The organism is Sorangium sp. So ce124 (genome assembly GCF_051525235.1).
GTDB lineage: Bacteria > Myxococcota_A > Polyangia > Polyangiales > Polyangiaceae > Sorangium > Sorangium atrum.
This window is the reverse complement of the sequence record NZ_CP150312.1, coordinates 8,894,376-8,919,574: the sequence shown is the minus strand read 5'-3', so window position 1 is coordinate 8,919,574 and position 25,199 is coordinate 8,894,376. Positions and strand designations below refer to the sequence as shown.

The window sequence follows — 25,199 nt, the reverse complement described above, 5'->3', positions numbered from 1 at the left end:
CTTGGTCCTCCGACGGCATCGCGCGCTCTCGCTCTGCTTGCCCGCGTTCATCGTGCTGCTCGCTGCAGGTGGCACGCCGCTCGCCGCGGGCGGCTGCTCGGCGCTCTATCCCGAGCTCTCGACCCGCCTGCGCGAGCCTCCTTCAGACCAGGAGCTGCATCCTCCGCCGCCCGAGGACGTCCGATGGCTTCGGGTCGTCCGTGCGAGAATCCCGGAGCGCACTCGGGACGGCCGAGCCTGGGATTCCGGCGCCGGCGACCTCCCGGACCCCTATGTCCGCGTCTTCGTCAACGGCGCGGAGATCTTTCGGACGGCGGAGCAAACGAACACGCTGGAGCCGACCTGGCCCGAAGGACCCAGCGGGAACTTCCAGATCTTGCCCGAGGACCGGCTCCGGGTGGAGGTCTGGGAAGCGGACCCGCTCGTCGACAAGCCGATCGGGGTGCGCGATATCGGCCGCCCGAGCGACACGCAGCGAGCCGCAGGCGAGATCGAGGTCGAGCTCGATGCGGGCGGCTCGCTCACGCTCGCGTTCCAGCCGGCGCACGCCAGGTTCGGCCTCGGCCTCTGGTACCAGCTGCATTCCGGCTCCGCATTCATCTCGCGCACCATGGAGGGCGGGCCTGCAGAGCGCGCCGGGCTCCGCAAGGACGACGAGGTGCTGGAGATCGCCGGGCAGCCGCTGCGGCGCATGTCCGTCGCGGCGATCCGGGGCGCGCTCGACGCCGTGCCGCGCGCCGGGCTCGTTCTCCTGGTCAAGCACGCCACGGGCACGACCGAGCGGATCAGGGTCCACGAGGGGCCCATCTATCCGCTGTTCGATCGCTTCGCCGCCGAGTAGGGGAGCCAGCGCGCCGTGAAGATCCCGCCCTTCGGGCTCACCACCCGGGAGATCCGCGAAGAGCTCGCCCCCTTGCGGAGCGACTTCTCCATCGCCGTCTGCCGCGCGAAGAACCCGTTCAACATCGGCGCCATCATCCGCGTCGCCCACTCGTTCCTGGTCCGGGAGATCTTCCTGATCGGGACCGAGCCCTATTACGAGCGCGCTTCGATGGGCATGCAGAAGTACGAGACCATCGTCGAGTGCCCCGACGAGGCGAGCTTCCTCGAAGCGGCGCGCGGCCGCCCGCTCATCGGCGTGGAGCGCGATCACGCGCGGCGGACCCTCTGGGAGGCGCCGTTCCCCAGCGGGCTCGTGTTCCTCTTCGGCAGCGAGGATGACGGGCTGCCGCAGGCGCTGCTCGATGCGTGCGAGGACGTGATCGCGATCCCCATGTACGGGATCAACCACTCGTACCCCGTGGCCATCGCGGCGGGCATGACCCTGTGCGAGTGGGCTCGGCGGCGCGACCCGCGCGGCGGCGTGAGCCGCGCAGGCGGGTGAGCGGCGCCGCGGCGGGCCCCCGCCTGTGGACGGCGGGGCGCTACTCGGGGTAGCGCTCGAAGACGAGGAGCTCGCCCAGGAGGTCGTGCTCGAGCGTTCCAGCAGGGCGCATCCCGAGCTTCTCGATCACCCGGAGCGACGCGCGATGCCAGGCCGGCGTGGTCGCGATCACGCGCTTCACGCCCGGCTGCTGCAGCGTCCAGTGCAGGACGGCGCGCGACCCCTCCGTGGCGTAGCCCTGGCCCTGGGACTTGCCCTCGACGCCGTAGCCGATCTCCACCGTGCCGGTCGCGTCGGGCCGGCCGTTCAGCACCACGCTGCCGACGACGACGCGCTCCTCCTGCCCGCACGTCACCATCAGCCGCGTGCCCCACAGGAACGCCTCTGGATCGTCCCGCAGCCGGTCGAGCGGCGAGCTGAAGGCGCGCTCGACGAGCGCGCGCCCAGGCCAGGCGTCGGGGAAGCGCGCGCCGGACAGGGCCTCGGCCTCGGCGCGATCTCCGCGGATGACCGCCTCGAGCAGGGGCAGCGAGACCGGGGTGAGCGCCAGGCGCTCGGTAGTCAGGGTGCTCATCGCGAACCTGCGCCGGATCAGATCATGCGCCGCGGCCCGCCGGAAGTCGAAATGGCGAAGGGCCGACTTCCCGAGAAGGAAGTCGGCCCTCGCCCGCCGGGCTTAACGGTCAGCGCGGCGCGTCGCGATCAGAAGTCGTGGCCGTGGCCCGCGTGGGCGCCGCCGGCCGCCGGCTTCTCCTCCTTCGGCCGCTCGGCGATGAGCGCCTCGGTGGTGAGCATCAGGCTGGCGACGCTGGCCGCGTTCTGGAGCGCCGACCGGACGACCTTGACCGGATCGATGACGCCCATCTCGAGCAGGTTGCCGTAGTCGCCCGACGCCGCGTTGTAGCCGTACGAGTCCTTGCCGTCGCGCACCTTCTGCACGACGATCGAGCCCTCTTCCCCGGCGTTGGCCGAGATCTGGCGGAGGGGCTCCTCGATGGCGCGGCGGATGATGTTCACGCCGAACCGCTGCTCGTCGTTGACCTTGAGCTTCTCGAGCGAGCTCTGCGCGCGGATGAGCGCCACGCCGCCGCCCGGGACGATGCCCTCCTCGACGGCCGCGCGGGTCGCGTGGAGCGCGTCCTCGACGCGGGCCTTCTTCTCCTTCATCTCGGTCTCGGTCGCGGCGCCGACCTTGACGACCGCGACGCCGCCCACGAGCTTCGCGAGGCGCTCCTGGAGCTTCTCGCGGTCGTAGTCGCTCGTCGTGTTCTCGATCTGGGCGCGGATCTCCTGCTGCCGGGCCTTGATCTTGTCCTTCTTGCCCTGGCCGCCGACGATCGTGGTGTTGTCCTTGTCGATGATGACGGTCTTGGCGCGGCCGAGATCGCTGATCGTGACGTTCTCGAGCTTGAGGCCGAGCTCCTCCGCGATCACCTGGCCGTCCGTCAGGGTGGCGATGTCCTTCAGCATCTCCTTGCGGCGATCACCGAAGCCCGGCGCCTTGACGGCCGCGCAGTGCAGCGTGCCGCGGAGCTTGTTCACGACGAGGGTCGCGAGCGCCTCGCCCTCGACGTCCTCGGCGATGATGAGGAGCTGCTTCTGGCTCTTGGCGATCGCCTCGAGCACCGGGAGCAGGTCCTTCATGTTGGAGATCTTCTTCTCCGAGATGAGGATGTAGCAGTCCTCGAGGTTCGCCTTCATGGCCTCGGGATCGGTCACGAAGTACGGCGAGAGGTAGCCGCGGTCGAACTGCATGCCCTCGACCACGTCGAGGGTCGTGTCGGCGCTCTTGGCCTCCTCGACCGTGATCACGCCCTCCTTGCCGACCTTCTCCATCGCGTCGGCGAGGAGCTTGCCGATCGTCTCGTCGCCGTTCGCGCTGATCGTGCCGACCTGCGCGATCTCCTTCGCGTCCTTCGTCTGCTTGGCGGAGCCGCGGAGGTGCTCGACGATCGCCTCGACCGCCTTGTCGATGCCGCGCTTGATCTCCATCGGGTTGTGCCCGGCCGCGACGAGCTTGGAGCCCTCGCGGTAGATCGCCTGGGCGAGCACCGTCGCGGTGGTCGTCCCGTCGCCGGCGATGTCGCTCGTCTTCGAGGCGACCTCGCGGACCATCTGGGCGCCCATGTTCTCGAAGCGGTTCTCGAGCTCGATCTCCTTGGCGACCGTCACGCCGTCCTTGGTGACCGTCGGCGAGCCGAAGCTCTTCTCGATGACGACGTTGCGCCCCTTCGGGCCGAGCGTGACCTTGACCGCGTCGGCGAGGGCGTTGACCCCCGCGAGGATCATGCTGCGGGCGGACTCGTTGTAGATGATTTCCTTGGCTGCCATGGTGTCTCTCCTAAGTTCCTTCTGTCGCCCGCGTCACTTCTCGATCACGCCGAGGATGTCGTCCTCGCGGAGGATGAGGTGCTCTTCGCCGTCGATCTTGACCTCGGTGCCCGAGTACTTGCCGAAGAGGACGCGATCGCCCTCCTTGACGTCGAGCTTCCGCACGGTACCGTCCTCGGCGACCTTGCCGTTGCCGACGGCGACGACGGTCCCCTCGATCGGCTTCTCTTTCGCGGTGTCCGGAATGTAGAGACCTCCCTTGGTCTTCTCTTCTTCCTTCACGCGCTGAACGATCACGCGGTCCTGGAGCGGTCGAATCTTCATCTTTGCAAATCCTCCGGGGACGAGCGCCGCGTCCCACGAACGGCAAGACCCCAGCCGGCCCGTCTGAGCAGCGGCAAGGTCCCATACGATTGCAGTCTGGGCACTTTGCTAGCACTCACCTATGGCGAGTGCTAGCGAGCGCGCCGAAGATAGCCACCCCCTGGAGGGTGTCAAGAGTGGCCCCAGGCCGGCACTTTGCGCGTTGGCAGCCAGGCGCAGAGGTGGCTGTAAGTCCTGGAGATCGCAGGGGAAGGTGCGTGGCGCAAGGCTGGGCTCGGCGGAGCCCCTCGGCTAAAATGCACTTATGAGGGCAAAGCTGCGGCAGCACAGTGACGCGATGCCCTCACGGTCTCCAACCCGAGGGAGGCCGCCAGGACGTGTCTGGTTGACCTGAGCGCGCGGTGGCCCGGGTTACGTCGGTATCCAGGGCACCCGCATAAGTGAGGTGCCGCTGTGAGCCAAGCGATCTCTCTCTCCCCGAGCATGACCCGCTATTTCCAGGAGGTTGTGGACGAGGCGCTCCGAGTTCGGAACGTCGCTGCTACCGAGGCGGCGTCGAGTTACCTCGTCGGTCTGCTCTGTGCTTTTGCTCACCCGGACGAGCATGCCGAGTCTGCCTTCAACCAGCCCCTGACCTTTCTTCTGCGCGATGCGCTGGAAGCCTCCGGAGCGGAGCGTTTCCAGCGGCTGCGCAACCTGGGAGACAGCGTCCTCTACGTGGTCGGCTTCTTCGGCGGCCACATCGAGGTCAAGGGGGTCGATCGCGGCTACGTGGTCGGGGTCGGGTCGACCGCCTACCACCATGCGGCCGCTATGCTGCGCCTCAATGCGCGCGTCGGCCAGGGGCCCGATGTTCTTTCGGAGATGGCCGAGAAATTCGAGCGGTTCGTGAGCGTCCTGAACGATGTGGCCGACGGTACGCTCGCGTCGGGAGCTCGGGACGAGCGCTCGGTGCTTCGGCTGTACGAGCGCTGGGTTCGTACGGGCTCGAGCCGCCTCGCGGATGAGCTCGGGGCACGAGGGCTCGTGCCGAGCCGTGGCACGGGCGGGCTCAACTGATGCGGGGGGCGACCTTCCCGGCCCGGATCCAGCAGCACCTGGCGCGCACCTATGCGCTCGATGACGCGCCCGTGGTCGACGATTTCATCCAGCTGACGGACGGCAGCGCCCGCGAAGCGCTGCTGATCCGGCACGCCGGCGGAGATGGCGGGGATATCGAGGTCGCGCTGCACCTGCCCCGCCGGGCGATCACGCGAGGGCGAGAGGGGACGCTGGACGAGATCTGCCAGATCGTCGAGGGCGTGAGCCACTTCCTCTATGTGGCCGAGCGAGCCCGCAGGGAGCTGCCGGCGACCCAGCTCGAGCTCGAGCTCCAGGCCGAGGTCGACAAATACGTGCTGCTTGTTCATGGCGATCTGGCGGACGAGGTCGAGCCGCCAGGTCCGCCGCTCCGGCGCCGCCACGAGGCGGCCCCATCGGGGACGGGGCGCTTCGAGCCCGAGCGCGCCGCGCGGATCCGCGCCCATCTCTTCGAGCGGGTCACCTTCATGGATCCACCGGGCACGGAGACCGGCGATCGCTACCGGATCGCGAACGATCTGGCCGCGCGGTTCGCGGGCCGACTCGAGGCCGAGTTTGCCCGCCATGGGCGTCATGCCGAGCTGCTCGCCGCGCTGCGACGCTTCTATGCGGCGGGGCAGACGGAAAAGATCGCGCTCGCGCGCGCCGCGTGAGCGCATCCTCCCTGGCGCTCGGGTCGCCCGGGAGGACGGCGAACGGCGAAGAGCGCTGGCTGCGGCAGCGCGGTCTCGTTCTCTCTTGACCGGTTCGCGCGCACGTACTCTCATCCGCATCCACGATGCCTTCCGCGAGCACGATGCCGCCCCGTGTGCTGGTGGCCGAAGATGAACCGGCGATGTTGAGCCTCGTTGCGCGTCACCTGAGGAACCTGGGTTTCTCTGTGATCGAGGCCTCCGAGGGGGATGCTGCCTGGGAGCTCGCGCGTGAGCACCGGCCGGATCTGGTGATCCTGGACGTGATGATGCCCGGCATGAGCGGCTGGGAGATCTGCAAGCGGCTGAAGAGCGACACGTCCGACGGACGGCCGTTCGCGAGCACCGGCGTCATCATGCTCACCGGGATCGGCGAGAACCTGAACGAGATGACCTCGCCGCTCTTCGCCGCGGACGCCTGGTTGAACAAACCGTTCGATTTCGCGGATCTGGACGCGCGGGTGCGCGAGACGCTCGCCCGTTATGCGAAGCAGGTGCCTGAAGCGAACGGCGCCAAGGCCCAGGCGAGCACGGTCGGCGAGGAGCGTGAGGCCGCTGCGCAGCCGTCCTCCAGGGAACGGGCGACGGGGGCGAAGAAGTCGGCGGCAAACGGTGCCGTGGCGAGCAGGGCTGCTGCGAAGCGGCCGGCCGCGACGAAGAAGCCGGCAGCCAAGGCGGCGAAGAAGCCGGCCGCGACGAAGAAGCCGGCAGCCAAGGCGGCGAAGAAGCCGGCCGCGGCGAAGAAGCCGGCAGCCAAGGCGGCGAAGAAGCCGGCCGCGGCGAAGAAGCCGGCAGCCAAGGCGGCGAAGAAGCCGGCCGCGACGAAGAAGCCGGCCGCGGCGAAGAAGCCTGCCGCCAAGGCAGCGCCCAAGAAGAAGTCGATGAAGTGATCCAATCCGAGGCGGGCGCCGTGCGCAGTGGCCCGACCCCTCGTTCCCACGCAACGTACGCATGCCGCCGCCGAGCCGGGTGCAGAGGAACCGTCCGATCAGCGCTCGGAGGGAGGACCCGCACCCACCGCCGGCAGCACGCATCCATGCCGGCAGCACGCTGAGCGCAGAGGCTGCCCTGCACGGGAATCATCAGGGCTCGCCGTGCGTCATTGCCTCATACGTCGCGCGCAGCCTTTACGCACGTCGCACGTCGCGGGGAGCCTCCCAGGAACTTTCGGGCGCCTGACCCGTCAGCAGGTACAATGCTGCGACGTTTCCCCTTCGAGGGCCCCCGCGGGGGGCGCCCGGAGCGCTGAGCACCGTGAGCGACTCTCGCACGAAGCAACTGGACCGCATTCGCAGCGCCGCGCTCGTGGTTGAGCTGAGGCTCCGGTTCGGGCGCGCGCTGCGTGCGCTGCCGAGCGCGCTGACCCTCGCGCTCGCGCTCGCTGCCGGGACGCTCGCGGTGCACAAGGCGCTCCCGGCGTACCTCGGCGAGCCGCGCGCCCGCCAGCTCCTCCTCGGCGCAGGCCTGCTCGTGCTGGCCACCCTCGTCGTGGCGATGCTGCGACGCTTGCCTCCCCGCGCCGGCACCATCGCCCTCGATCGGCACCACGGCCTCCACGACCGGCTGACGATCGCCCTCGCCTTCGAGGCGCTGCCCGCAGCGCAGCGCACCCCCCTGATGGAGGCGGCGATCGACGACGCCTGCGAGCACGCCTCAGGGCTGCGCGCCGCTGGCGCCGCGCCCCTCGCGGTCCCTCGCGAGCTCTGGACCTCCGCCGCGGTGGGGCTCGGCGTGCTCGCGGTGGCGCTGCTGGAGGTGCGCACCCCGCGGAAGCAGGCGCCCGTCGCGGCGACCATCGACGCGCTCACCATGTCGCCCGACGACCTCGAGCTCTTCAAGGACGCGGCGAAGGCGCTCGATCGGCAGGACCAGAGCCCGGAGATGAAGTCCGCGGTCGAGCGGTTCAACCAGCTCATCGAGGACATCGCGAACAAGCGCCTCGATCGCACCGAGGCGTTCCGCCGCATGGAGGCGCTCGAGCGCGAGCTCCTCAAGGGCGCCGAGGCCGACCTGAAGGCGCTCGATGAGGCGCTGAAGGAGACGGGGGTCGACCTCAAGAAGAGCGACCTGGCGAAGGGCGTGGGGGAGTCCCTCGAGAAGAAGGACCTCGAGAACGCGAAGAAGGACCTGAAGGAGCTCGCCGAGAAGCTCCGCGACAAGAAGCAGAAGTTCGACAAGGCCGAGATCGAGCGGCTGCGCAAGGCGCTCTCCGAGGCGGCGTCGCGCCGCAAGGAGGCCCTCGCCGCGATCAACGAGAAGCGCGCAGAGGCGCGCGAGCAGCTCCTCAAGCAGAAGCAGAAGGCCCCCGCGAACGAGCAGGAGCGATCCGAGCAGGAGAGGCTGCTCAAGAAGAAGGAGCGCGAGCTGGAGCGGCTCGACCGCGAGGCCGAGCAGAAGGAGCGGACCGGGCGCCAGCTCGATCGGCTCGACCGCGAGCTCGCCAAGGCCGCGGAAGATCTGATGCGCGACCTCGGGATGTCAGCGGACGATCTCGAGCAGGCGGCCGAGGACATCAACCGGATGCAGCAGGAGGAGATGTCCGAGCAGGAGAAGGAAGAGCTGCGCCAGCGGCTCGAGGAGCTCCGGGAGCTCGTGCGCCAGCAAGGGCAGGGGGGCAAGCAGCGGATGGCCAGGATGCTCCGCTTCGGAAAGCGCGCGCGCGGCAGCCAGGGCAGCGGCGACGAGCAGCAGGGGCAGGGCCAACAGGGGCAGGGCGACGGCGAGCAGGAAGGGCAGCAGGGCCAGCAAGGCCAGGGCGGTCAGGGCAAGGGCGGGCAAGGCCAGGGGCAGGAGCTGGTGATCGGGCCCGGCGGCAAGAAGATCCTGATGCCCGGCGGCGGACAGGGGCAGGGGCAGGAGGGGGCCGGGAGCGGCCAGGGCAACAGCAACGGCGGCAACCAGCCCGGGGGCGACGGCGTCGGCTCCGGCCGCGGCGGCGAGATCGCGGGCAAGCGCACCGACCCGAAGATGGGGACCCAGGACGTCCAGGCGCAGGGGCTCGACACGCAGCAAGGGCCCTCGAACAGCGAGGTGATCCTCAGCGCGGCCGAGCGGGGCTTCAAGGGGACCGGCTACAAGAAGGTCTTCACCGACTATCACACGGTCGCAGAGCAGCAGATCAACAAGGATCAGATCCCTGATGGATACCGGTTCTACGTGAACCGGTATTTCCAGCTCATCAGGCCGCGCGAGTGAGTCGAGCCGGCGGCTCGAACGCGACCGCGCCTCACCAGGCGCCCCGCGACAGCGGGCGCGAAGCAGGAAGTCATGGCCGAGAAGACGAAGGAAGCAGCGCGGGCCGAGGTGGACGAGTTCCGCGCGAGCATCGGAGAGCTGCGCGAGGAGGTGGGGAAGGTCATCGTCGGCAACCGCGAGGTGGTCGACGGCGTGCTCACGTGCATGCTCGCGGGCTCGCACGCGCTGCTCGAGGGCGTGCCGGGGCTCGGCAAGACGATGCTCGTCCGCACCATGGCCGAGGCGCTCGACCTCCAGTTCTCGCGCATCCAGTTCACGCCGGACATGATGCCCGCGGACATCATCGGCACCACGGTCATCGATGAGAACGCGGGCGGGCAGCGGTCGTTCTCGTTCCGCAAGGGGCCGATCTTCGCGAACATCGTGCTCGCCGACGAGATCAACCGGGCCACGCCGAAGACGCAGAGCGCGCTCCTCGAGGCCATGCAGGAGCACCGCGTCACGGTCTCGCGGCAGAGCTACACGCTGGAAGAGCCGTTCTTCGTCCTGGCGACGCAGAACCCCCTCGAGAGCGAGGGGACGTACCCGCTGCCCGAGGCGCAGCTCGATCGGTTCTTCTTCAAGCTGCACGTGCCGTTCCCCAGCCGCGACGAGCTGAACTCGATCCTCGAGCGGACGACCGGCACCGACGCGATCGAGGTGCGGCCGGTCCTGAACAAGGAGCGGATCATCGCCATGCAGCGGCTCGTCCGGGAGGTGCCGGTGGCGAAGCACGTCCAGGACTATGCGGTGCGGCTGCTCCAGGCCACCCACCCCGCCGAGGGAGGCAGCCTCGACGAGGTGAAGCGGTTCGTGAAGTTCGGCGGATCGCCGCGCGGGGCGCAGGCGCTGCTGCTCGCCGCGAAGATCCGCGCGCTCTTCGAGGGGCGGTTCGCGGCGTCGGTCGACGACGTGCGCGCGTGCGCGCTCCCCGCCCTCCGGCACCGCGTGCTGCTCAACTTCGAGGGCGAGGCCGAGGGCGTGAAGACCGACGAGGTGCTGCAGGCGATCCTCAAGCACCTTCCGGAGAGCAAATGAGGCGCCGTCGAAGGTAGCATGGGGCTCTTCGACGCGTTCAAGAGGGCCGCCGCGCCGCTGCGCCGCTTCTCCGCGCTCTCCGCGGGCGCCCCCGACGAGGAGCTCTTCGACGACGAGTTCCAGCGCAAGCTCGACTACCTCGCGATGGTGAGCCGCCGCGTCTTCTCGGGGGCGATGCGCGCGGAGCGGCGAACCAAGAAGACCGGCTCAGGGGTCGAATTCGCCGACCACCGCGACTACGCGCCCGGCGACGATTTCCGGTACCTCGACTGGGCCGCGTACCAGCGCTTCGACCGGCTCCTCATCCGGCTCTACGAGGAGGAGGAAGATCTCTCGATCTACTTCATCGTCGACACCTCGGCGTCGATGGCGTTCGGCGACGGCGAGAAGCTGCGGCACGCAAAGCGCCTCGCCGCGGCGCTGGCGTACGTGGGGCTCGCCAACCTCGACCGCATCGCGATCGTCACCGCGACCGACGAGATTAGCGGGCGCATGCAGTCGACCCGGGGCAAGGCGCGCATCTTCAGGATCTTCCGCTTCCTCGGGCAGGCGCGCGCCGAGGGCCCGACCGACCTCGGCGAGGCGATGAAGACCTTCGTGGCGCAGCACAAGCGGCGCGGCCTCGCCGTGATCCTCAGCGATCTCTATGATCCGGCGGGCTTCGAGCGCGGCATCAACGTCCTCCGGTACAACCGGTTCGAGCCGTTCGTGCTCCACGTCGTCGACGCGCGCGAGGCCCGGCCTGCGCTGCGCGGGGACGTGCGCGTCTACGACTGCGAGACCGGCGACGAGCGCGAGGTCACGGTGACCCCCAAGGTGCTCGAGCGCTACGCCGAGGCCTACGAGCAGTACCTCGACGAGATCCGCCGCTTCTGCACGTCGCGGCAGGTGAGCTACTTCCGCGCGGACGTGTCCGTCCCCTTCGATGAGCTGATCCTTCGCGTGTTTCGCCGAGGCGGCTTCCTCCGGTAGCGATGCTGCACTTCACCGGCGTTCCGCTGCAGACACTGCTCCAGATCGGCGCCCTCGCCGGGGCCGTGGTCGTCGTCTTCTACATCCTCAAGCTGCGCCGGCGGCCCGTCGCGGTCCCCTTCTCGAGGATCTGGGAGCGCATCCTCCGGGACAAGGAGGCGACGAGCCTGTTCTCGCAGCTGAAGCGGCTCCTGTCGCTGCTGCTGCAGCTCGCGCTCCTCGCGCTGCTCCTGCTCGCGCTGGGGGATCCGCGCCCGCAGGCGAACCTCGTCGAGGGGCGCAACATCGTCGTCCTCATCGACGCGAGCGCGAGCATGCAGGCCATCGACGTCGCTCCCTCGCGCCTCGAGCTCGCGAAGGAAGAGGTCAGGAAGATGGTCCGCGGCCTCTCCGGCAGCGACCGCATGCTGCTGGCCCAGATGGACGCGGCCATCACGCCCCTGTCGACGCTCACCGGAGAGATCTCGGAGCTCGAGGCGGCCGTCGCGGCGGTGAGGCCGACCGACGCCACCGCCGACTTCGCGCGCGCGCTCCGCTTCGCGAGCGACACCCTGAGCGGGCTCCCGTCGCCGGAGGTCATCGTCGTGAGCGACGGCGCGCTCGGCGAGCCGACCGACGCCGGCGGACAGGTGCGCCTCGGCGACATCAAGCTCTCGTACCTGCCGATCGGCAAGGGATCGAGGAACGCCGCCATCACCGAGTTCTCGGTGCGGCGTTACCCGCTCGACAAGAGCCGCTACGAGGTGATGCTCGAGGTCACCAACACGAGCGACGAGCCCCTCGATCTCGAGCTGTCGCTGCTCGGCGACGGCCAGCTCACGGATCTGACGCGCATCCGGCTCAAGCCCAGGGAGAAGCTGCCCCGCTTCTACCCGAACCTCTCCGGCGCATCGAAGACGCTCGAGGCGAAGCTTTCGCTGGCCGACGGCAGCTCGGACGACCTCCCCGCGGACAACCGCGCCTACGCGCTCCTCCCCGAGCGGCGCCGCGCGCGCGTCCAGGTCGTCTCCGCGGGGAACATGTTCCTCGAGGCGGCGCTGCTCCTCGACGAGTACCTCGACGTGACCTTCGTCGATCCGCAGCGGTACCCGGCGGCCGCCTCGTTCGACGTGACCATCTTCGACGGCGTGGCGCCGAGCGTCGCGCCCGGGAGCGGGAGCCTGCTCTACCTCAACCCGACCGGGACCAGCGTCCCGTTCGAGGTGGGCAAGGAGGTCCTCGACGACGACCCGAACTACCGCCTGGGCTTCGACGAGCTCGACGCGAAGCACCCGCTCCTGCGCTACACGGCGCTCAGCGACGTGAACGTCGCGCGCGCCCACGTGCTCAAGGGCAACAAGGAAGACAGGGTCGTCGGCCGGAGCTACAAGGGCCCGCTGCTGATCGAGGGGCGTCGCAGCGGCGTGAAATTCGTGGCGCTCGGCTTCGACGTTCGCGAGAGCGATTTCCCCCTCCGCATCGCCTGGCCGCTCTTCCTGCTCAACGCGATCAACAACTTCGTCGAGGAGGACACGAGCTACATCTCCTCGTTCCGCACGGGCTCCGTCTGGCACATCCCGGCGTCCTCGTCGGCGGAGGTGGCCAGCCTGGAGCAGCCCGACGGGACGACGCGCACGGTCCCCATCCAGGAAGGGCGCGCCGTGTTCCTCGGGCAGCACGCCGGCTTCTACACGCTGCGCGTCGGCGCCGCGGGCGCGCAGGAGGAGAGCATGTTCGCCGCGAACCTCTCGGCGCCGGAGGAGAGCGCGATCGCCCCGGCCGCCGAGCTCAAGGTCGACGGCCGCGGCGCGGGCGCGGTGAGCGAGTTCAAGATCGGCGTTCGCCGTGAGCTCTGGGTCTACCTGCTCGCGGCGGTGCTCGTCGTGACCGCGATCGAGTGGTTCACGTACCACAGGAGGGTGACGGTGTGAGCGCGTTCCGTGGTCGCAGGCTGCGCATCGTCGCGTGGGCCATCACATGCGTCGCGCTCGGCGGGATCCTGTTCTGGGCGTACCGGAGGTATGTCCTCCTGCACCCGGATCCGACGCTGACGTGGGTGCGCGAGGGGGTGAAGTACGAGCTCCTCAACCCGAAGATGCTCGGCGCGATCCTGCTCGCGCCCTGGTTCGTCGGTGTCCTCGCGGGATCCCTCGCCGACCTCCCTCTGCCGCAGCGCGTGCTCTCCGTGCTGCTGCGGGTCGCGTTCGTCGCGCTGATCGCGCTCGGGCTGTCGCGGCTCGCGAGGTCCGCGACCACGGAGAAGGTCGCCACCATCTACCTCATCGACGTCTCCGAGTCGGTGACGGACGAGGCGCTCGACGACGCGCGCGCGACGCTCGACAAGGCGTTCGCCGAGAAGCCCGAGGACGGCGTCATCAAGGTGATCACCTTCGCGCGGCGGCCGCGGCTCCTCGAGCGCGCGGCCGGCGAGGCGGCCGGTCGCGAGGCGGAGCGGCGCGCGCCGCCCATCGGCCGCCACCTCGACGCGAACGGACAGCGCGGCGATCTCGGCGCAGGCTCGAACCTCCAGGCCGCGCTGCAGCTCGCCTACGGGCTGTATCCGCCCGGCTACCTCAAGCGCGCCGTGCTGATGTCGGACGGCGTGCAGACGGACGGCGACGTGCTCGCCGAGGCCAACCGGGCGCGCGACGTCGGGGTGCGGCTGTTCTCCATCCCGTACCGGCGGCCCGCGCCGCCCGAGGTCGCGGTGCGAGAGCTGAGGATGCCCGACCGGGTCAAGGTCGGGGAGACGTTCGAGATCCACGCCGACATCTATGCGAGCCGCGCCACCAAGGCGCGCGCGCGGCTCTTCCAGGGGGAGGCGCTGAACGGCCTCGAGGGCATCCGGGATCTCGAGCTCAAGGCGGGGCCGAACGACGTCGTGTTCAAGAGCGTCGTGCGCATCGCGGGGCAGGTGACCTACGCGCTCGAGCTCGACCAGATCGCGGACGACAAGTTCAAGGAGAACAACCGGTACGCGACCACCATCGACGTGCCCGGGCGCCCGTCGGTGCTCTACGTCGAGGGGACGCCGCAGCACGCCGGCCCGCTCTCGAGCGCGCTCACCGCGCAGCAGCTCGACGTCGACGTCAGGCCGCCGGCTGGCTTCCCCGGCTCCCTCAAGGAGATGGAGCGCTACGACTTCCTGATCGTGTCCGATACCCCGAAGGAAGCGCTCAGCCTGCAGGGGCAGGAGATCATCGAGAGCTACGTGCGGGATCTCGGCGGGGGGTTCCTCTTCGCCGGCGGCGAGTCGGGGTACGGCCTCGGCGGCTGGTACCGCACCACCATCGAGCGGATCCTGCCGGTCCGGATGGACAACGAGCGAAAGAAGGACATGCCGAGCGTCGCGATGGCGCTCGTCATGGATCGCTCGGGATCGATGACCGGGCTGCCCCTCGAGATGGCCAAGGCCGCGGCGAAGGCGACCGCGGGGGTGCTGTCGTCGGACGATCTGATCGAGGTGATCGCGTTCGACTCGGCGCCGACCCGCTACGTGAAGATGCAGCCCGCGCGCAACCGCTCGCGGATCGCGGGCGAGATCGCGCGCATCCAGCCGGGCGGCGGGACCGAGATCTTCTCCGCGCTCGACGCCGCCTACCAGGACATGACCGTCACGCAGGCGCGCAAGAAGCACGTCATCCTCCTCACGGACGGCAAGGCGTCGACGGGCGGCATCCGGGACCTCGTGTCCGCCATGATCGCCGAGTCGATCACCGTGACCACCGTGGGGCTCGGGAACGACCTCGACGAGCAGCTGCTCAAGATGATCGCCGACGTGGGCGGGGGGCGCTTCCACGCGGTCCCGGATCCGAACAACCTGCCGCGGATCTTCACCAAGGAGACCGAGATGGTCGCGCGCGCCGCCGCCGTCGAGGAGTGGTTCCCGGTGACCCAGGTCGGCGACGCGGCGTTCCTCCGGGGCGTCGACGTCCGCACGGCGCCCAACCTGCACGGCTACGTCTCGACCAAGCTGAAGCCGCCGCCGGCCCAGGAGCTGCTCACGAGCGACAGCGAGGAGCCGATCCTCGCGCGCTGGCGCGTCGGCCTCGGGTGGACGCTGGCCTGGACGAGCGACGTCAAGGCGCGCTGGGCCGTCGAGTGGCTGAGGTGGCCAGGCTTCGAGAAATTCTGGGGACAGCTCGTCCACGAGCACATGCGCCAGAAGCACCGGCGCGAGCTCGACATGAAGGCCGAGATCGTCGACGGAGAGCTGCGCGCGTCCGTCGACGCGTTCGGGGCCGACGACCGGTTCGAGAACAACCTGACGTCCCGGCTCACCCTCATCGGGCCCGAGCCAGGCGGCGCGACGCGGGTCGTCGACATGCGTCAGACCGCGCCGGGGCGCTACGAGACGGCGCTTGCGCTGGATCGGTACGGCTCGTTCCTCTTGCGGGCGGAGCACCTGCGCGAGGCCGAGGACGGCTCGCTCCGGCCCGTCGCCGTCAGCTACGGCCACGTCTCGAACCCGTACCCCCGCGAGTACGCGAGCTTCGAGCCCGAGCTCGCCATCCTCGAGAAGGCCGCGACGTCGACCGGCGGGGCGGTCGATCCGAACGGCGTGGCGGCCATCTTCGACCCGGCAGGGGAGAAGGTGACGTTCCACGAGGAGCTCTGGCAGCAGTTCATCTACGCCGCGATGGTCGTCTTCCTGCTCGATCTGTTCGTCCGCCGGGTGCGGCTCTTCGACCGGAAGTTCGTCGCGCGCCGGGGCCGAGGGGTAGGGGGCCGGCGCCTCCCGGCCACATGAGGACCCATGGCAAAGCGGAGCCCCTCATGACGGCCGATCCCCCGTTCCTCCCCGGCGCCGGTGCGCGTCCGTCAGGTTGCCCCCGACTGCGCTGCGTGGAACGCTGTGCTCCAGCCCGCTGGCCTGCACCATTTCGCGACGCGGAAGGGCCGTCTTGGGCTAGTTTCCCCTTATAGACCGGTGGTAGAGGAGCCCTGGAAAGCAGCGAAGGACGTGAATGCGCTCGAGGCCTCCACCTCTCGGCCTCCCGTGGGTCGTCCGCTCATCATCGGCGGCGATCCGCTCGCGTCGCTCCGTGGACGAGGAACCGCGGTCTCCTCCACCACCGCCCTCGGCCGGCTGCTCCGCGAGTCGCCTCGAGCGATCGCTGAGCTGCACGAGCAGGAGATCGCGCTGGGGATCGACGTCGTCCGGGCGCTCACGTCCGCCACGACGACGCGCGCTCTGGCGCCCATCGGCATGGCGTTCCGCGCCGCCGCGCTGACCGGAACCGCGGTCGAGCTCGCGACGGAGGCGGCGGGCGCGGCCGCGCGCCGCGTGGCGGTGGCCGGTATCCTGGGCCACACTGCCGCCGCACCCATGGCCGACCGGATCGCGGAGGATTACGCCGTCCATGCGGCCAGGCTGGCGGCGGCAGGCTGCGAGATCCTCGTCGCGTGCGGCTTCGATCCAGCCCAGGCAGCGTGCGTGGGCCCCACGGTCGCGCGGCTCGCGCGCCGCGCGGCGGTGGTCAGCGCCAGCACGACGCAGCTGGCGACGTGGGCGCTCGTGGAGCTCGACGGCGCGGGGCGCACCGCCGATGGCGAGGGGTTCGAAGAGGTCGCCCGATCGGCCCTCGACAGCGGCGCGGACGCGCTGCTCTTCGAGGTGGCGTCGGTCGAGCTCGGGCTTAACGTGCTCAGGCGCCTCGAGGGCGTCGCGCACGAGGTTCAGGTCGGCGTGCTGCTCGGCGCCGAACCTGCGCAGGCGGACGGGGCCGATCGCATCGCGCCCGCCGAGATCTGCGATGCGTGGGCGGCGTCAGCGGCGCGGCTCATCGAGGCGGGCGCGCGAATGCTCGGGGGAGGGACGGGGACAACGCTGGCGCACCTCGGCGCGCTCGCGAAGATGCTCCGTACGGCGCAGCGCGCGCCCCTGCTCAGGCGCGCGCTCTAAGCGAGAACGAAACCCAACCGGAAACGTGATGATGGCCGATGCAAGCCACGGGAGTGAGTCGAAGTCTCAACCGTTGGAGACGTTTGACGATCTGCTGTTTCCCTTCCACGAAGCTACGAAGCCCGAAGCCCTTCACCGGATCGGCGCCGAGGCGGAGAAGTTCGGAGTCGACGCCAGGACGGGCGCTGCCCTCCCGTACGAGGGTGAGCGGAGCATCCTCACCGTGCTCCAGGCGCTCGTCGAGCGGCACGGCTGGGCGCCCGAGAACGAGGTCCCCGGCGGTCCGCTGATCGCGCTCGCCCGGGCTGGCGCCTCGGTGACCCTCGAGCCAGGCGGGCAGCTCGAGCTGTCCGGAGCGCCCCTCGAGAACATCCACCAGATCTGCATGGAGATGAGCGGGCACCTCGCGGAGCTGCGGGACATCTCCGCCGAGCTCAAGCTGGCCTGGCTCGGCATCGGGTTCCACCCGTTCGCGTCGCAAGCCGAGCTCTCCTGGGTGCCCAAGGCGCGCTACGCGATCATGCGGCGCTACCTGCCGACGCGCGGCGCGCACGGCCTCGACATGATGCGCCGCACCGCCACCGTGCAGGCGAACTTCGACTATGCCAGCGAGGAGGCGGCGATGCGCGCGCTCCGCGTGTCGCTCCGGCTCTCCCCGCTCGTGACGGCGATCTTCGCGAACTCCCCGTTCTACGAGGGGGCGCTGTTCGGCGGGCGGAGCTACCGCGCCAAGGTCTGGCTCGACGTCGACGCCGCGCGGCAGGGGCTGATCCGCAACGTGCTCGAGCGCGGGCGCCGCTTCTCGGACTACGTCGCGTGGGCGGTCGATGCGCCGATGTTCCTCATCAAGCGCGACAGCGCGGTGATCGAGAACACCGGGCAGACCTTCCGCGACTTCCTGGAGCACGGCTTCGAGGGGCACCGGGCCACCCGCGGCGACTGGGAGATGCACCTCAACACGCTCTTCCCGGAGGTCAGGCTGAAGCGGACCATCGAGGTCCGCGGCGCAGACTCGCTGCCGGCCAACCTCGTCTGTGCGCTCCCGGCGCTCTGGGCAGGCATCCTCTACGACGCGCGCGCGCTCGACGAGGCCGACGCCCTGTCCGAGAGCTTCAGGTTCGACGAGCTCGAGGCCGTGCGCCCGCAGATCGCCGAGCGCGCGCTCCGCGCCACGTTCCGCGGCAAGCCGCTCGCGGCGCTGGCCGAGCGGCTCGTCTCGATCGCCTCCGGCGGCCTCGAGCGGCGCGCGCGCCTGAACAAGAACGGCAAGGACGAGCGCGTCCACCTCGATCGGCTCAGCGCGCTCATCGCCAAGGGGAACTCCCCGGCCGATGCTCTCGTCGATGGACTCAGGAACGACGACCCGGACCTGCGAAGCAAGATCCTCGAACGTGCGAGGATCTAGCCGCGGCTCGTCGCCGAGGAGGCGCGGGGCGGCGGGCGCGCCCGGGGGAGGACGTCGATCGGCATGACGTTCGTCTATCTCCTGGGCACCGCGCTCCTGGTGCTCCTCAACGCGTTCTTCGTCGCGTCCGAGTTCGCCATCGTCAAGATGCGGCCGACGCGGCTGGAGCAGCTCGTGCGCGAGGGGGACGCGCGGGCCCGGCTCGCGCTCCAGATGTCGCAGCGGCTCGACGCGTACCTGTCCGCCAACCAGCTGGGCATCACGCTCGCGTCCCTCGGGCTCGGCTGGATCGGCGAGCCGGCCATCGCCCAGCTCATCGAGCCGTTGCTCGCGCCGCTCGACGCCTGGTCGGGGGTCGGCGCGCACGCCATCTCCGTCGGCATCGCGTTCATCCTGATCACGTCGCTCCACACCGTGATCGGGGAGCTCGCGCCGAAGTCGCTCGCGATCCAGCGGACGGAGAAGGTTACGCTCTGGGCGGCGCGGCCGCTGCACGGGTTCTTCGTCCTGATGTGGCCGGTCATCTGGGTGCTCAACTCGATGGCGAACGGGTTCGTCCGGCTCTTCGGGCTCCGGCCGGTGGGCGAGGAGGAGATCGCGCACACGTCGGAGGAGCTCCGGCTGCTCTTGACCAAGAGCCCTGCGGGGCTCGATCCCGCGCTGCGCAGCATGCTCGTGCGCATCTTCGACCTGCGCCGGCGCACGGCGAGGCACGTGATGTCGCTCCGCTCCGACGCGGCGACCCTGCGCGCGAACATGACGATCGACGAGGCGGTGCGGATCGTGGCCGACGCCGGGTACTCCCGGTACCCGGTGCTCGACGAGCAGGGCAAGAACGTGCTCGGCTACCTGCACCTGCGCGACCTGTTCGACGTCCTGAGCCACCGCCGCCGCGCGGCGCGCGTCGCCGAGCTGCTCCGCAAGCCGATCTTCGCGCGCGAGAACACCTCGGTCGAGCGCCTCCGCCTCGAGATGCAGGCGCGCCAGGTGCCGGTGGCGATCATCACGTCGGCCTCGGGCGAGTTCATGGGGCTCGTGACGATGGAGGACCTCATCGAGGAGATCGTCGGCGAGATCCGCGACGAGAACGACGAGGAGGTGCCGCCCATCCACCGCCGCGGCGGCGGCATCGTCGACGTCGACGGCCGCGTCCTGCTGGCGGACCTGGAGCGCGACGCGCACATCGTGCTGCTGCCCGAGGTGAAGACCGTCGAGACGGTCGGCGGCTACATGCTCGGCCGGCTCGAGCACCCACCCGAGGCGGGCGAGCGCGTCGAGTGCGAGGGCTACACGCTCGTCGCGATGGATGTCGCCGGTCGGCGGGTGCGGCGCGTCCGCATCGTCCCGACCGACGCGGCCGGGGGCGAGCGGTCATGACCAGCGCGGCTCCCCGCAACGGGGATCCGCGCGCCAGCGCCGTCCGTCAGGGGCGCCGCCCCCGAACGTACGCGGCGAGGCGCGCACCCTGGAATCGGTCGCCCCGGGGACGAGCGGCGCGCGGATCCAGGTACAAACTTCGGCGGACCGGTACTACCCTGGCTTCGTAAGTGGAAACGCTTGCAACTCGGATCTTGCGCGATGGCCCGCTGAACGAGCTCGATGCCGTCGGCTGGGCCATTCGTCTTGCGAAGCGGATCGAGGCGCTTCACGCCCTCGGCGTCGCGCACGGCGCCATCTCCCCGGAGTGCGTGCTCACGACCGCGGTCGATCGCACCTCGAAGGCGATCCTGGCCGACCTGCGCCAGACGCCGAGCCGCATCGCCTACCAGTCGCCCGAGCGCGTCGGAGGCGGGACGCTCTCGGCCGGCGACGACGTGTGGGCCATCGCGGCGACGCTCTACGAGGTGCTGACGGGGGCGAGCGCCTTCGGCGGCGGGAGCGACGCCGAGACGCGGCAACGGATCGCGAGCTCCTCGCCGGCGCCGCTCGCCGTCTTCGACGTGGGCGACGACGATCTCCAGCGGGTCCTCGACGATGCGTTCCAGCGCGATCGCTCCGCGCGGACGACGAACGCCGCCGCGTTCCGGCGCGCTCTCGAGGAGTGGCACCCCGATCCCGCGGTGCGCGCGCTGCTCCCGCTCGACGACGAGGACGCGACGAACGACGAGGACGACGACGAGGTGCGCACGCTGATGCGCGTCTCGCCGTTCAGCTCCAGCCAGCTCGACGAGGTCATCGCGCAGCGCGCGGCGGCGGCGGCCGCGGGTCAACCGGCGCCCCCCCTCCCGGCCGAGCGCGCGCGGCCCCCGGCGGCGCAGCCCGGCGCGCCGGCTCCCAGGCCGGGCGCCGCCGCGATCCCCAGGGCGCCCGCCCCGGCTCCGGCCACGCAAGGGCGCGCCCCGGTCGCGCGAGCGCGCGTCCCGGGCGTGGGGGCGGTCCCGGTGACCCAGACGTCCGGCGACGCCCGTGAGGGCTCGGAGCCGAGGATGGCCGCGCGGGAGGCGACGCCCCTGAACCTCCGCGGGCCTGCTGGGCCAGCGGCCGCAGCGCCCGCGCGCTCCGGAGGAGCGGCGCCTGCCGCATACCGCGCGCCCGACGCGGGGCGGCCCGCTCCGGGCGCGGCGCCGCCGGCTGGAGGGCCTCGAGAGCCGCCCGCGGTCGGGGCGCCAGCGCCGGCGTTCCCGGGGCGCGAGCGCCCGGAAGCAGAGCCCGACGCTGTCGCGAGACGTCAGCCACGGAGCGGCGAGCTGCCTTTCCTCGGCGATCTCGACGGGGACATGCTCGACGAGCCCACGCTCGATGCGCCCACGGTCGTCGACGATCGCGACGATGACGAGGACGACGACGACGTCCCCACGCGGACGCGGGAGGCACCGACGCCGGTCGCGCCGCACCCGGTCGACGCGACGCCGACGCTCGGCGCTCCCCTGGCGCTCGCCGATGCGGCGGCGACAGGTCGCTCCGGCGCGGCGCCGCTCGAACGAGCAGCGGGGGCGCCCGCGGCCGCGTCGTTCACGAGGGCCGACGCGGGGAGCGGCGCGCTCCTCGGGCCGAGCTCCGCCGCAGCCGGCGCGCTCAGCCCATCGCAGCAGGCCTCGCCGGCCCCGCGCAGCGCCGTCGCCGCGCAGCAGAGCGCGGCGCCCGCTCAGAGCGCGGCGCAGGGCTCAGCCGCGCCGGCCCCGTCGCCCCTCGGCGCGGCCGACGGCTTCGGCCTGATCACCGACGTGCCGCCTGACCGCTCGGGGCGGCTCGGGATCATCATCGCGGTGGTGGTGGCGCTGCTCCTGGCGGTGGGGGCGATGCTGTTCGCCGCGCAGCTCGGCCTGCTGGGGGCCGCGCCCCCCGCGCCCGGCCGGGGGGTGGTCGAGCCGGTCCCCGCGCCGGCCGTCGCGTCGATCGTTGCCCGCTTGCGGCCGGAGCGCCTCCTTGTGGAAGCTCTGGATCTGCGCGTCGAAGCCGCCCATGTCCACGCGCAGGAGCGCCTCGGGCCGGAGGCCTGAGCGGCGCGCGATCGCCTCGGTCCGCTCGGGGAACGGCGAGATCCACACCATCCTGCCGCCCGGCGCGAGCGCGTGCGCGGCGCCCTCGACGAAGCGGTCGAGCATCGCGTCGAGATCTCCCGTGCGCTCGACGCGCCGGCCGAGGGGCGGGTTCGTCAGGATCAGCGTGGGCGCCTCGCCCGGGGGCGGCGCGCCGAGCGCGTCGCGCTGGAGGAGCTCCGCGCCCCGCGCGCCCGCGGCGTCGAGGTTCTCGCGCGCGATCTGCAGGGCTCGCGGATCGCGATCCGAGCCCACGAGGCGCCGGTACGGTCCGAGCAGGGCGCGCTCGCAGAGCTCCAGGCCGGAGCCGACGAACGGATCCCAGACGACGTCGTCGCCGCGCGCCCCCGCGATGCGCGCGAGCGCGGCCGCGATCGTCGGGTGCGACGCCGCGGGCACGTCGCCCCGGCGGTACGCGAACCGCGGGTCGGGCAGGCGCGGCGCGAGCTCGACCCGCGCCCGGCCCGCGCCCTCGTAGACGACCACGTCCCACGTGCTCTGGGTCGGATCGTTCACGAGCTCCGGGGCCTCCGCCTCCACGGCCGCCGCGGCGCGGAACACCGCTGCCCGGCGCTTGCCGCCGCCGGCCCAGTCGATGCGGTAGCGGATCGCCCCCTGGGTGAAGCGGCGCAGGATCTCGCGCGCCTCCCGCGACAGCAGCCGCTCCGCGACCGCCGCGGCGAGGTCGGCGCCCTCGTCGAGCTTCCGCAGCGGCAGCGGGAGCGCGAACGACAGCATCGTGCGCGCCCCGAACAGGACGTCGAGGCGGCCGCTCAGCACCACCTCGACCCGCGTGCCGCCGCACGGATCGCTCCGGAGCTCGGGGACGAGCGCCCCGCCGGGAGAGCCCGCGTCGAGCGCCGCGAGCTCCTCGGCGAGGATCGCCTCGAGCCCGCGCCGGCAGCGCACCGCCACCCGGAGGGGGCGCTCGGGCGCGCGATCGCCGGCGATCTCGGACGGCTCGCCGCGCGTCAGGGTCCTCCTGGCCAGGAGCTCGGCGCGCGCGCGCACGCCGGCGATGTCGTCGCCGTCGAGCTCGGCCAGCGCGTCGAGCGCGGCGCCGCCGCCAACCTTGCCGAGCGCTTCGATCAGCGCGCGGCGGACGTCGGGCGAGCGCTCGCTGCGCGCCGCCTCGGCGAGCGCCTGCTCGACGAGCGATCGCCCGGCGTCCGCCGCGTACGGCTTGCCGAGCGCCACCGCCGCCATGCGGCGCGTGCGGCGATCCTCGTCGCCGAGGCAGGCGAGCAGGTAGTCGCGCGCCCGCTCCGAGACCTCGGGATCGATCGGCCCCGCGGCCATCAGCTTGCCGACGAGCCGGGTGAGCGGCGCGCGCAGCGCCGGCGCCGCGCCGGCGGCGCGCTCGAGCGCGGCGGGCAACGCCGCAGCGCCGGCGCGCCGCAGCGCCCGCTCCGCCAGCTCGGCGGGCTCACCGGCTGTCTCGAGCAGACCCATCAGGGCGGCGAAGTGGCGGCGGCCCGGCGTGAAGCCCGGATCGGAGAGGGCGCGCTGGAGGTCGGGGTCGAGCGTGGCGAGGGGGGTCATCGTGGCTTGTAACTCCGCGTTTTTATCTGGATCCTGGCGGTCACGGCAGGCCGGGATCTCGGGGGACACCTGCGCCGCTCTCCGAGCGCGCCCGACTTTCGCGACAAGCGCGGCGTTCCAGCAAGCTCTTTCGGCGCGGGGGCTCCGGCCCTCTCGTTTTCGGTCGCCGGGTCGCTAGAGTTTCATCATGCCGGATCTGAGCCAGGTCATCCCGAGGACGGCATTGCCGCACGACGTGCTGCGGGCGGCCCTTGGCGCGCTCGAGGCGGGGCGGCGGGTCGTGCTCGCCTCGGTGGTGGCGCGGCACGGGTCGGCGCCGTCGACGCCGGGGCAGAAGCTCTGCCTGTTCGAGGATCTCACCGCGATCGGCACGATCGGCGGCGGCGCGATCGAGCGGGCGGCGCTCGGGATCATGGCGCGCGCGCTCGACGAGCTCGCCAGCACCCCGAAGCTCGAGACCTTCCGCCTGGGCCCGAGCCTCGGCATGTGCTGCGGCGGCTCGGTCGAGGTCCTCATCGAGCCGATGCTGCCCGCGATGCACGTCCTCGTGGTCGGCGCCGGGCACGTGGGCGCGTTCGCCGCGCCGCTCCTCGCGTCGCTGGGCTTCCGGGTCACCCTCTGCGACGCGCGCGTCGCCGCCGTCGACCCTGCCCGCGTGCTGCCGGCCGCCCCGCTCGCCGGCGTGCCGCTCTTGGACGACGGCGCGCGGCAGGGGCCTCTGCCCGCCGCGCTCGCGGAGCAGGTGCGGCTCGTCCTCGCCGAGCACGACGACCCGGAGGTGCTGACGGGCCTGCCGAGGGAGCTCGGCGAAGCGGCGGCGCTCGTGATGACGCACGACCACGCCCTCGATCAGGAGGCGCTCGCGTGGGCGCTCGCGCGCGGCTTCGGGTACGTGGGCGGCGTCGGGAGCCGCGCGAAGGCCGCGCGCACGCGCGCGCGGCTCGATGCAAAGGGGGTGCCGGAGGGCGACGTCGCGCGGGTCAGGATGCCGGTCGGCCTCGATATCGGGGCGCGCACGCCGGCCGAGATCGGCGTCGCCCTGGCCGCGGAGCTCGTCGCGTGGCGCGCGGGGCGGCAGCGCGCTCGATGGTCACCGGGCGGACCCACGCCCGCCGGAGAGGAGCAGGCTCGATGAACCGTGTGACCACGATCGTGCTCGCCGCTGGCGCGGGCAAGCGGCTCGGGGGGCCGAAGGCGCTCCTGGCCTGGCCGTCATCGACGAAGGGGGGGGCCGAGCGGCCGCTGGCGATCGCGCACGCGGAGGCTCGCCTCTCGGCCGAGAGCGCGCAGGTGCTCGTGGTGGTGCGCAGCTCCGTCTTTCACGCGCTGCTGGCCCATGTGCAGCCGGGCATCGACCTCGTCTCGTGGTCCGCGCCGGACGACCTCGGGCCGGCGGGCTCGCTGGCCGTCGCCGCGCCGCGCATCGGCGACGCCGACGCCGTCATCGTGACGCCGGTCGACGTGCCCCCCGCGCGCGCCGCGACGGTGGCGCGGCTGCTCGCCCGTCTCGAGGCGGGCGCGTCCTTGCCGACGCCGCCGCTCGCGGTGCGGCCGCGGCACCTCGGCCGCGGCGGGCACCCGGTCGTGCTGCGCACCGAGGCGCTCCAGCGTTACCTGGAGGCCGATCCTCCGCCGCTCCGGGATCACCTGAGGGCGCTCGGCGACAGGTGCGTCGACGAGGAGGTGGACGATCCAGGGGTGCTGCACGACCTGAACGTGCCGGTCGACGTCATTCGCGTGCTCGGGGGCCCGCCGCGTTTTCTCGCCTGAAGGCGGCCGGCGATCGTCCACCTGCGCGGGTCGCACGCGCGCGGCGCGCTCGGGTCGACGCCTC

General features: G+C 71.5%; 19 protein-coding genes. 15 read left to right on the top strand and 4 right to left on the bottom strand.

All coding sequences use genetic code 11. The annotated features are described in order from the left end of the window. Position 1 precedes the first annotated feature (1 nt). Both WMF19_RS33335 and WMF19_RS33330 read left to right on the top strand, forming a co-directional pair. Positions 2-841 (top strand): PDZ domain-containing protein, encoded by an 840-nt coding sequence (locus WMF19_RS33335; RefSeq protein ID WP_437323905.1) that lies wholly within the window; start codon positions 2-4, stop codon positions 839-841. A gap of 15 nt (positions 842-856) precedes the next feature. Next, positions 857-1,384 (top strand): TrmH family RNA methyltransferase, encoded by a 528-nt coding sequence (locus WMF19_RS33330; RefSeq protein ID WP_437709093.1) that lies wholly within the window; start codon positions 857-859, stop codon positions 1,382-1,384. Positions 1,385-1,424: 40 nt separating this feature from the next. On the opposite strand, the gene WMF19_RS33325 is transcribed toward WMF19_RS33330, so the two are convergent. From WMF19_RS33325 to groES, 3 genes are all read right to left on the bottom strand, one after another. After that, on the bottom strand, positions 1,425-1,958 hold the full coding sequence (locus tag WMF19_RS33325; RefSeq protein WP_437323903.1) for a GNAT family N-acetyltransferase: 534 nt from the start codon (positions 1,956-1,958) through the stop codon (positions 1,425-1,427). A 128-nt stretch (positions 1,959-2,086) separates the two neighbouring features. Continuing rightward, complete coding sequence (gene groL / locus WMF19_RS33320) at positions 2,087-3,715, bottom strand: chaperonin GroEL (RefSeq protein WP_012238540.1); 1,629 nt, start codon at positions 3,713-3,715, stop codon at positions 2,087-2,089. Between the two features lie 33 nt (positions 3,716-3,748). Further along, positions 3,749-4,039 carry a co-chaperone GroES gene (gene groES, locus WMF19_RS33315; RefSeq protein ID WP_012238539.1) on the bottom strand — a complete coding sequence of 97 codons (291 nt, stop codon included), beginning with the start codon at positions 4,037-4,039 and terminating at the stop codon, positions 3,749-3,751. Between the two features lie 453 nt (positions 4,040-4,492). Here groES and WMF19_RS33310 point away from each other — a divergent pair, with 453 nt between their 5' ends. From WMF19_RS33310 to WMF19_RS33260, 11 genes are all read left to right on the top strand, one after another. Then, complete coding sequence (locus tag WMF19_RS33310; RefSeq protein WP_437323902.1) at positions 4,493-5,098, top strand: hypothetical protein; 606 nt, start codon at positions 4,493-4,495, stop codon at positions 5,096-5,098. Further along, positions 5,098-5,772, top strand: coding sequence for a hypothetical protein (locus tag WMF19_RS33305; protein ID WP_437894048.1), 675 nt, complete (start codon positions 5,098-5,100; stop codon positions 5,770-5,772). The genes WMF19_RS33310 and WMF19_RS33305 overlap by 1 nt, the downstream gene beginning before the upstream one ends. A 125-nt stretch (positions 5,773-5,897) precedes the next feature. Then, on the top strand, positions 5,898-6,701 hold the full coding sequence (locus WMF19_RS33300; RefSeq protein ID WP_437894047.1) for a response regulator transcription factor: 804 nt from the start codon (positions 5,898-5,900) through the stop codon (positions 6,699-6,701). Between the two features lie 364 nt (positions 6,702-7,065). Then, on the top strand, positions 7,066-9,006 hold the full coding sequence (locus WMF19_RS33295) for a hypothetical protein (protein ID WP_437894046.1): 1,941 nt from the start codon (positions 7,066-7,068) through the stop codon (positions 9,004-9,006). Positions 9,007-9,078: 72 nt separating this feature from the next. Next, complete coding sequence (locus WMF19_RS33290; RefSeq protein WP_437323898.1) at positions 9,079-10,083, top strand: AAA family ATPase; 1,005 nt, start codon at positions 9,079-9,081, stop codon at positions 10,081-10,083. 18 nt (positions 10,084-10,101) lie between these two features. Next, positions 10,102-11,055 carry a DUF58 domain-containing protein gene (locus WMF19_RS33285; RefSeq protein ID WP_272094834.1) on the top strand — a complete coding sequence of 318 codons (954 nt, stop codon included), beginning with the start codon at positions 10,102-10,104 and terminating at the stop codon, positions 11,053-11,055. A 2-nt stretch (positions 11,056-11,057) separates the two neighbouring features. After that, complete coding sequence (locus tag WMF19_RS33280; protein WP_437894045.1) at positions 11,058-12,965, top strand: vWA domain-containing protein; 1,908 nt, start codon at positions 11,058-11,060, stop codon at positions 12,963-12,965. Next, a complete protein-coding gene (locus tag WMF19_RS33275; protein WP_437894044.1) occupies positions 12,962-15,784 on the top strand; it encodes a VWA domain-containing protein in 2,823 nt (940 codons plus the stop codon). Before WMF19_RS33280 ends, WMF19_RS33275 begins: the two co-directional genes overlap by 4 nt. Positions 15,785-15,889: 105 nt before the next feature. Further along, positions 15,890-16,939, top strand: coding sequence for a homocysteine S-methyltransferase family protein (locus WMF19_RS33270; RefSeq protein WP_437894043.1), 1,050 nt, complete (start codon positions 15,890-15,892; stop codon positions 16,937-16,939). Between the two features lie 73 nt (positions 16,940-17,012). After that, a complete protein-coding gene (locus tag WMF19_RS33265; RefSeq protein WP_272094829.1) occupies positions 17,013-18,344 on the top strand; it encodes a glutamate--cysteine ligase in 1,332 nt (443 codons plus the stop codon). A gap of 63 nt (positions 18,345-18,407) precedes the next feature. Continuing rightward, positions 18,408-19,721, top strand: coding sequence for a hemolysin family protein (locus WMF19_RS33260; RefSeq protein ID WP_437894042.1), 1,314 nt, complete (start codon positions 18,408-18,410; stop codon positions 19,719-19,721). Between the two features lie 1,727 nt (positions 19,722-21,448). Here WMF19_RS33260 and WMF19_RS33255 read toward each other — a convergent pair. Continuing rightward, on the bottom strand, positions 21,449-23,365 hold the full coding sequence (locus tag WMF19_RS33255) for a HEAT repeat domain-containing protein (protein ID WP_437894041.1): 1,917 nt from the start codon (positions 23,363-23,365) through the stop codon (positions 21,449-21,451). A gap of 187 nt (positions 23,366-23,552) precedes the next feature. Between WMF19_RS33255 and WMF19_RS33250 the strand changes: the two genes are divergently transcribed. Together WMF19_RS33250 and WMF19_RS33245 are read left to right on the top strand one after the other, a co-directional pair. Continuing rightward, positions 23,553-24,500: an XdhC family protein gene (locus WMF19_RS33250; protein ID WP_437894040.1), complete on the top strand. Its 948-nt coding sequence runs from the start codon at positions 23,553-23,555 to the stop codon at positions 24,498-24,500. Then, positions 24,497-25,135 (top strand): nucleotidyltransferase family protein, encoded by a 639-nt coding sequence (locus WMF19_RS33245; RefSeq protein ID WP_437894039.1) that lies wholly within the window; start codon positions 24,497-24,499, stop codon positions 25,133-25,135. The genes WMF19_RS33250 and WMF19_RS33245 overlap by 4 nt, the downstream gene beginning before the upstream one ends. Positions 25,136-25,199: the final 64 nt, after the last annotated feature.

Bases quoted from the DNA above. Each gene is read 5' to 3' on its own strand.
- WMF19_RS33325 (WP_437323903.1), bottom strand. From the start codon at position 1,958: ATGAGCACCCTGACTACCGAGCGCCTGGCGCTCACCCCGGTCTCGCTG.
- groL (WP_012238540.1), bottom strand. From the start codon at position 3,715: ATGGCAGCCAAGGAAATCATCTACAACGAGTCCGCCCGCAGCATGATC.
- groES (WP_012238539.1), bottom strand. From the start codon at position 4,039: ATGAAGATTCGACCGCTCCAGGACCGCGTGATCGTTCAGCGCGTGAAG.
- WMF19_RS33305 (WP_437894048.1), top strand. From the start codon at position 5,098: ATGCGGGGGGCGACCTTCCCGGCCCGGATCCAGCAGCACCTGGCGCGC.
- WMF19_RS33300 (WP_437894047.1), top strand. From the start codon at position 5,898: ATGCCTTCCGCGAGCACGATGCCGCCCCGTGTGCTGGTGGCCGAAGAT.
- WMF19_RS33290 (WP_437323898.1), top strand. From the start codon at position 9,079: ATGGCCGAGAAGACGAAGGAAGCAGCGCGGGCCGAGGTGGACGAGTTC.
- WMF19_RS33285 (WP_272094834.1), top strand. From the start codon at position 10,102: ATGGGGCTCTTCGACGCGTTCAAGAGGGCCGCCGCGCCGCTGCGCCGC.
- WMF19_RS33280 (WP_437894045.1), top strand. From the start codon at position 11,058: ATGCTGCACTTCACCGGCGTTCCGCTGCAGACACTGCTCCAGATCGGC.
- WMF19_RS33260 (WP_437894042.1), top strand. From the start codon at position 18,408: ATGACGTTCGTCTATCTCCTGGGCACCGCGCTCCTGGTGCTCCTCAAC.
- WMF19_RS33255 (WP_437894041.1), bottom strand. From the start codon at position 23,365: ATGACCCCCCTCGCCACGCTCGACCCCGACCTCCAGCGCGCCCTCTCC.
- WMF19_RS33250 (WP_437894040.1), top strand. From the start codon at position 23,553: ATGCCGGATCTGAGCCAGGTCATCCCGAGGACGGCATTGCCGCACGAC.
- WMF19_RS33245 (WP_437894039.1), top strand. From the start codon at position 24,497: ATGAACCGTGTGACCACGATCGTGCTCGCCGCTGGCGCGGGCAAGCGG.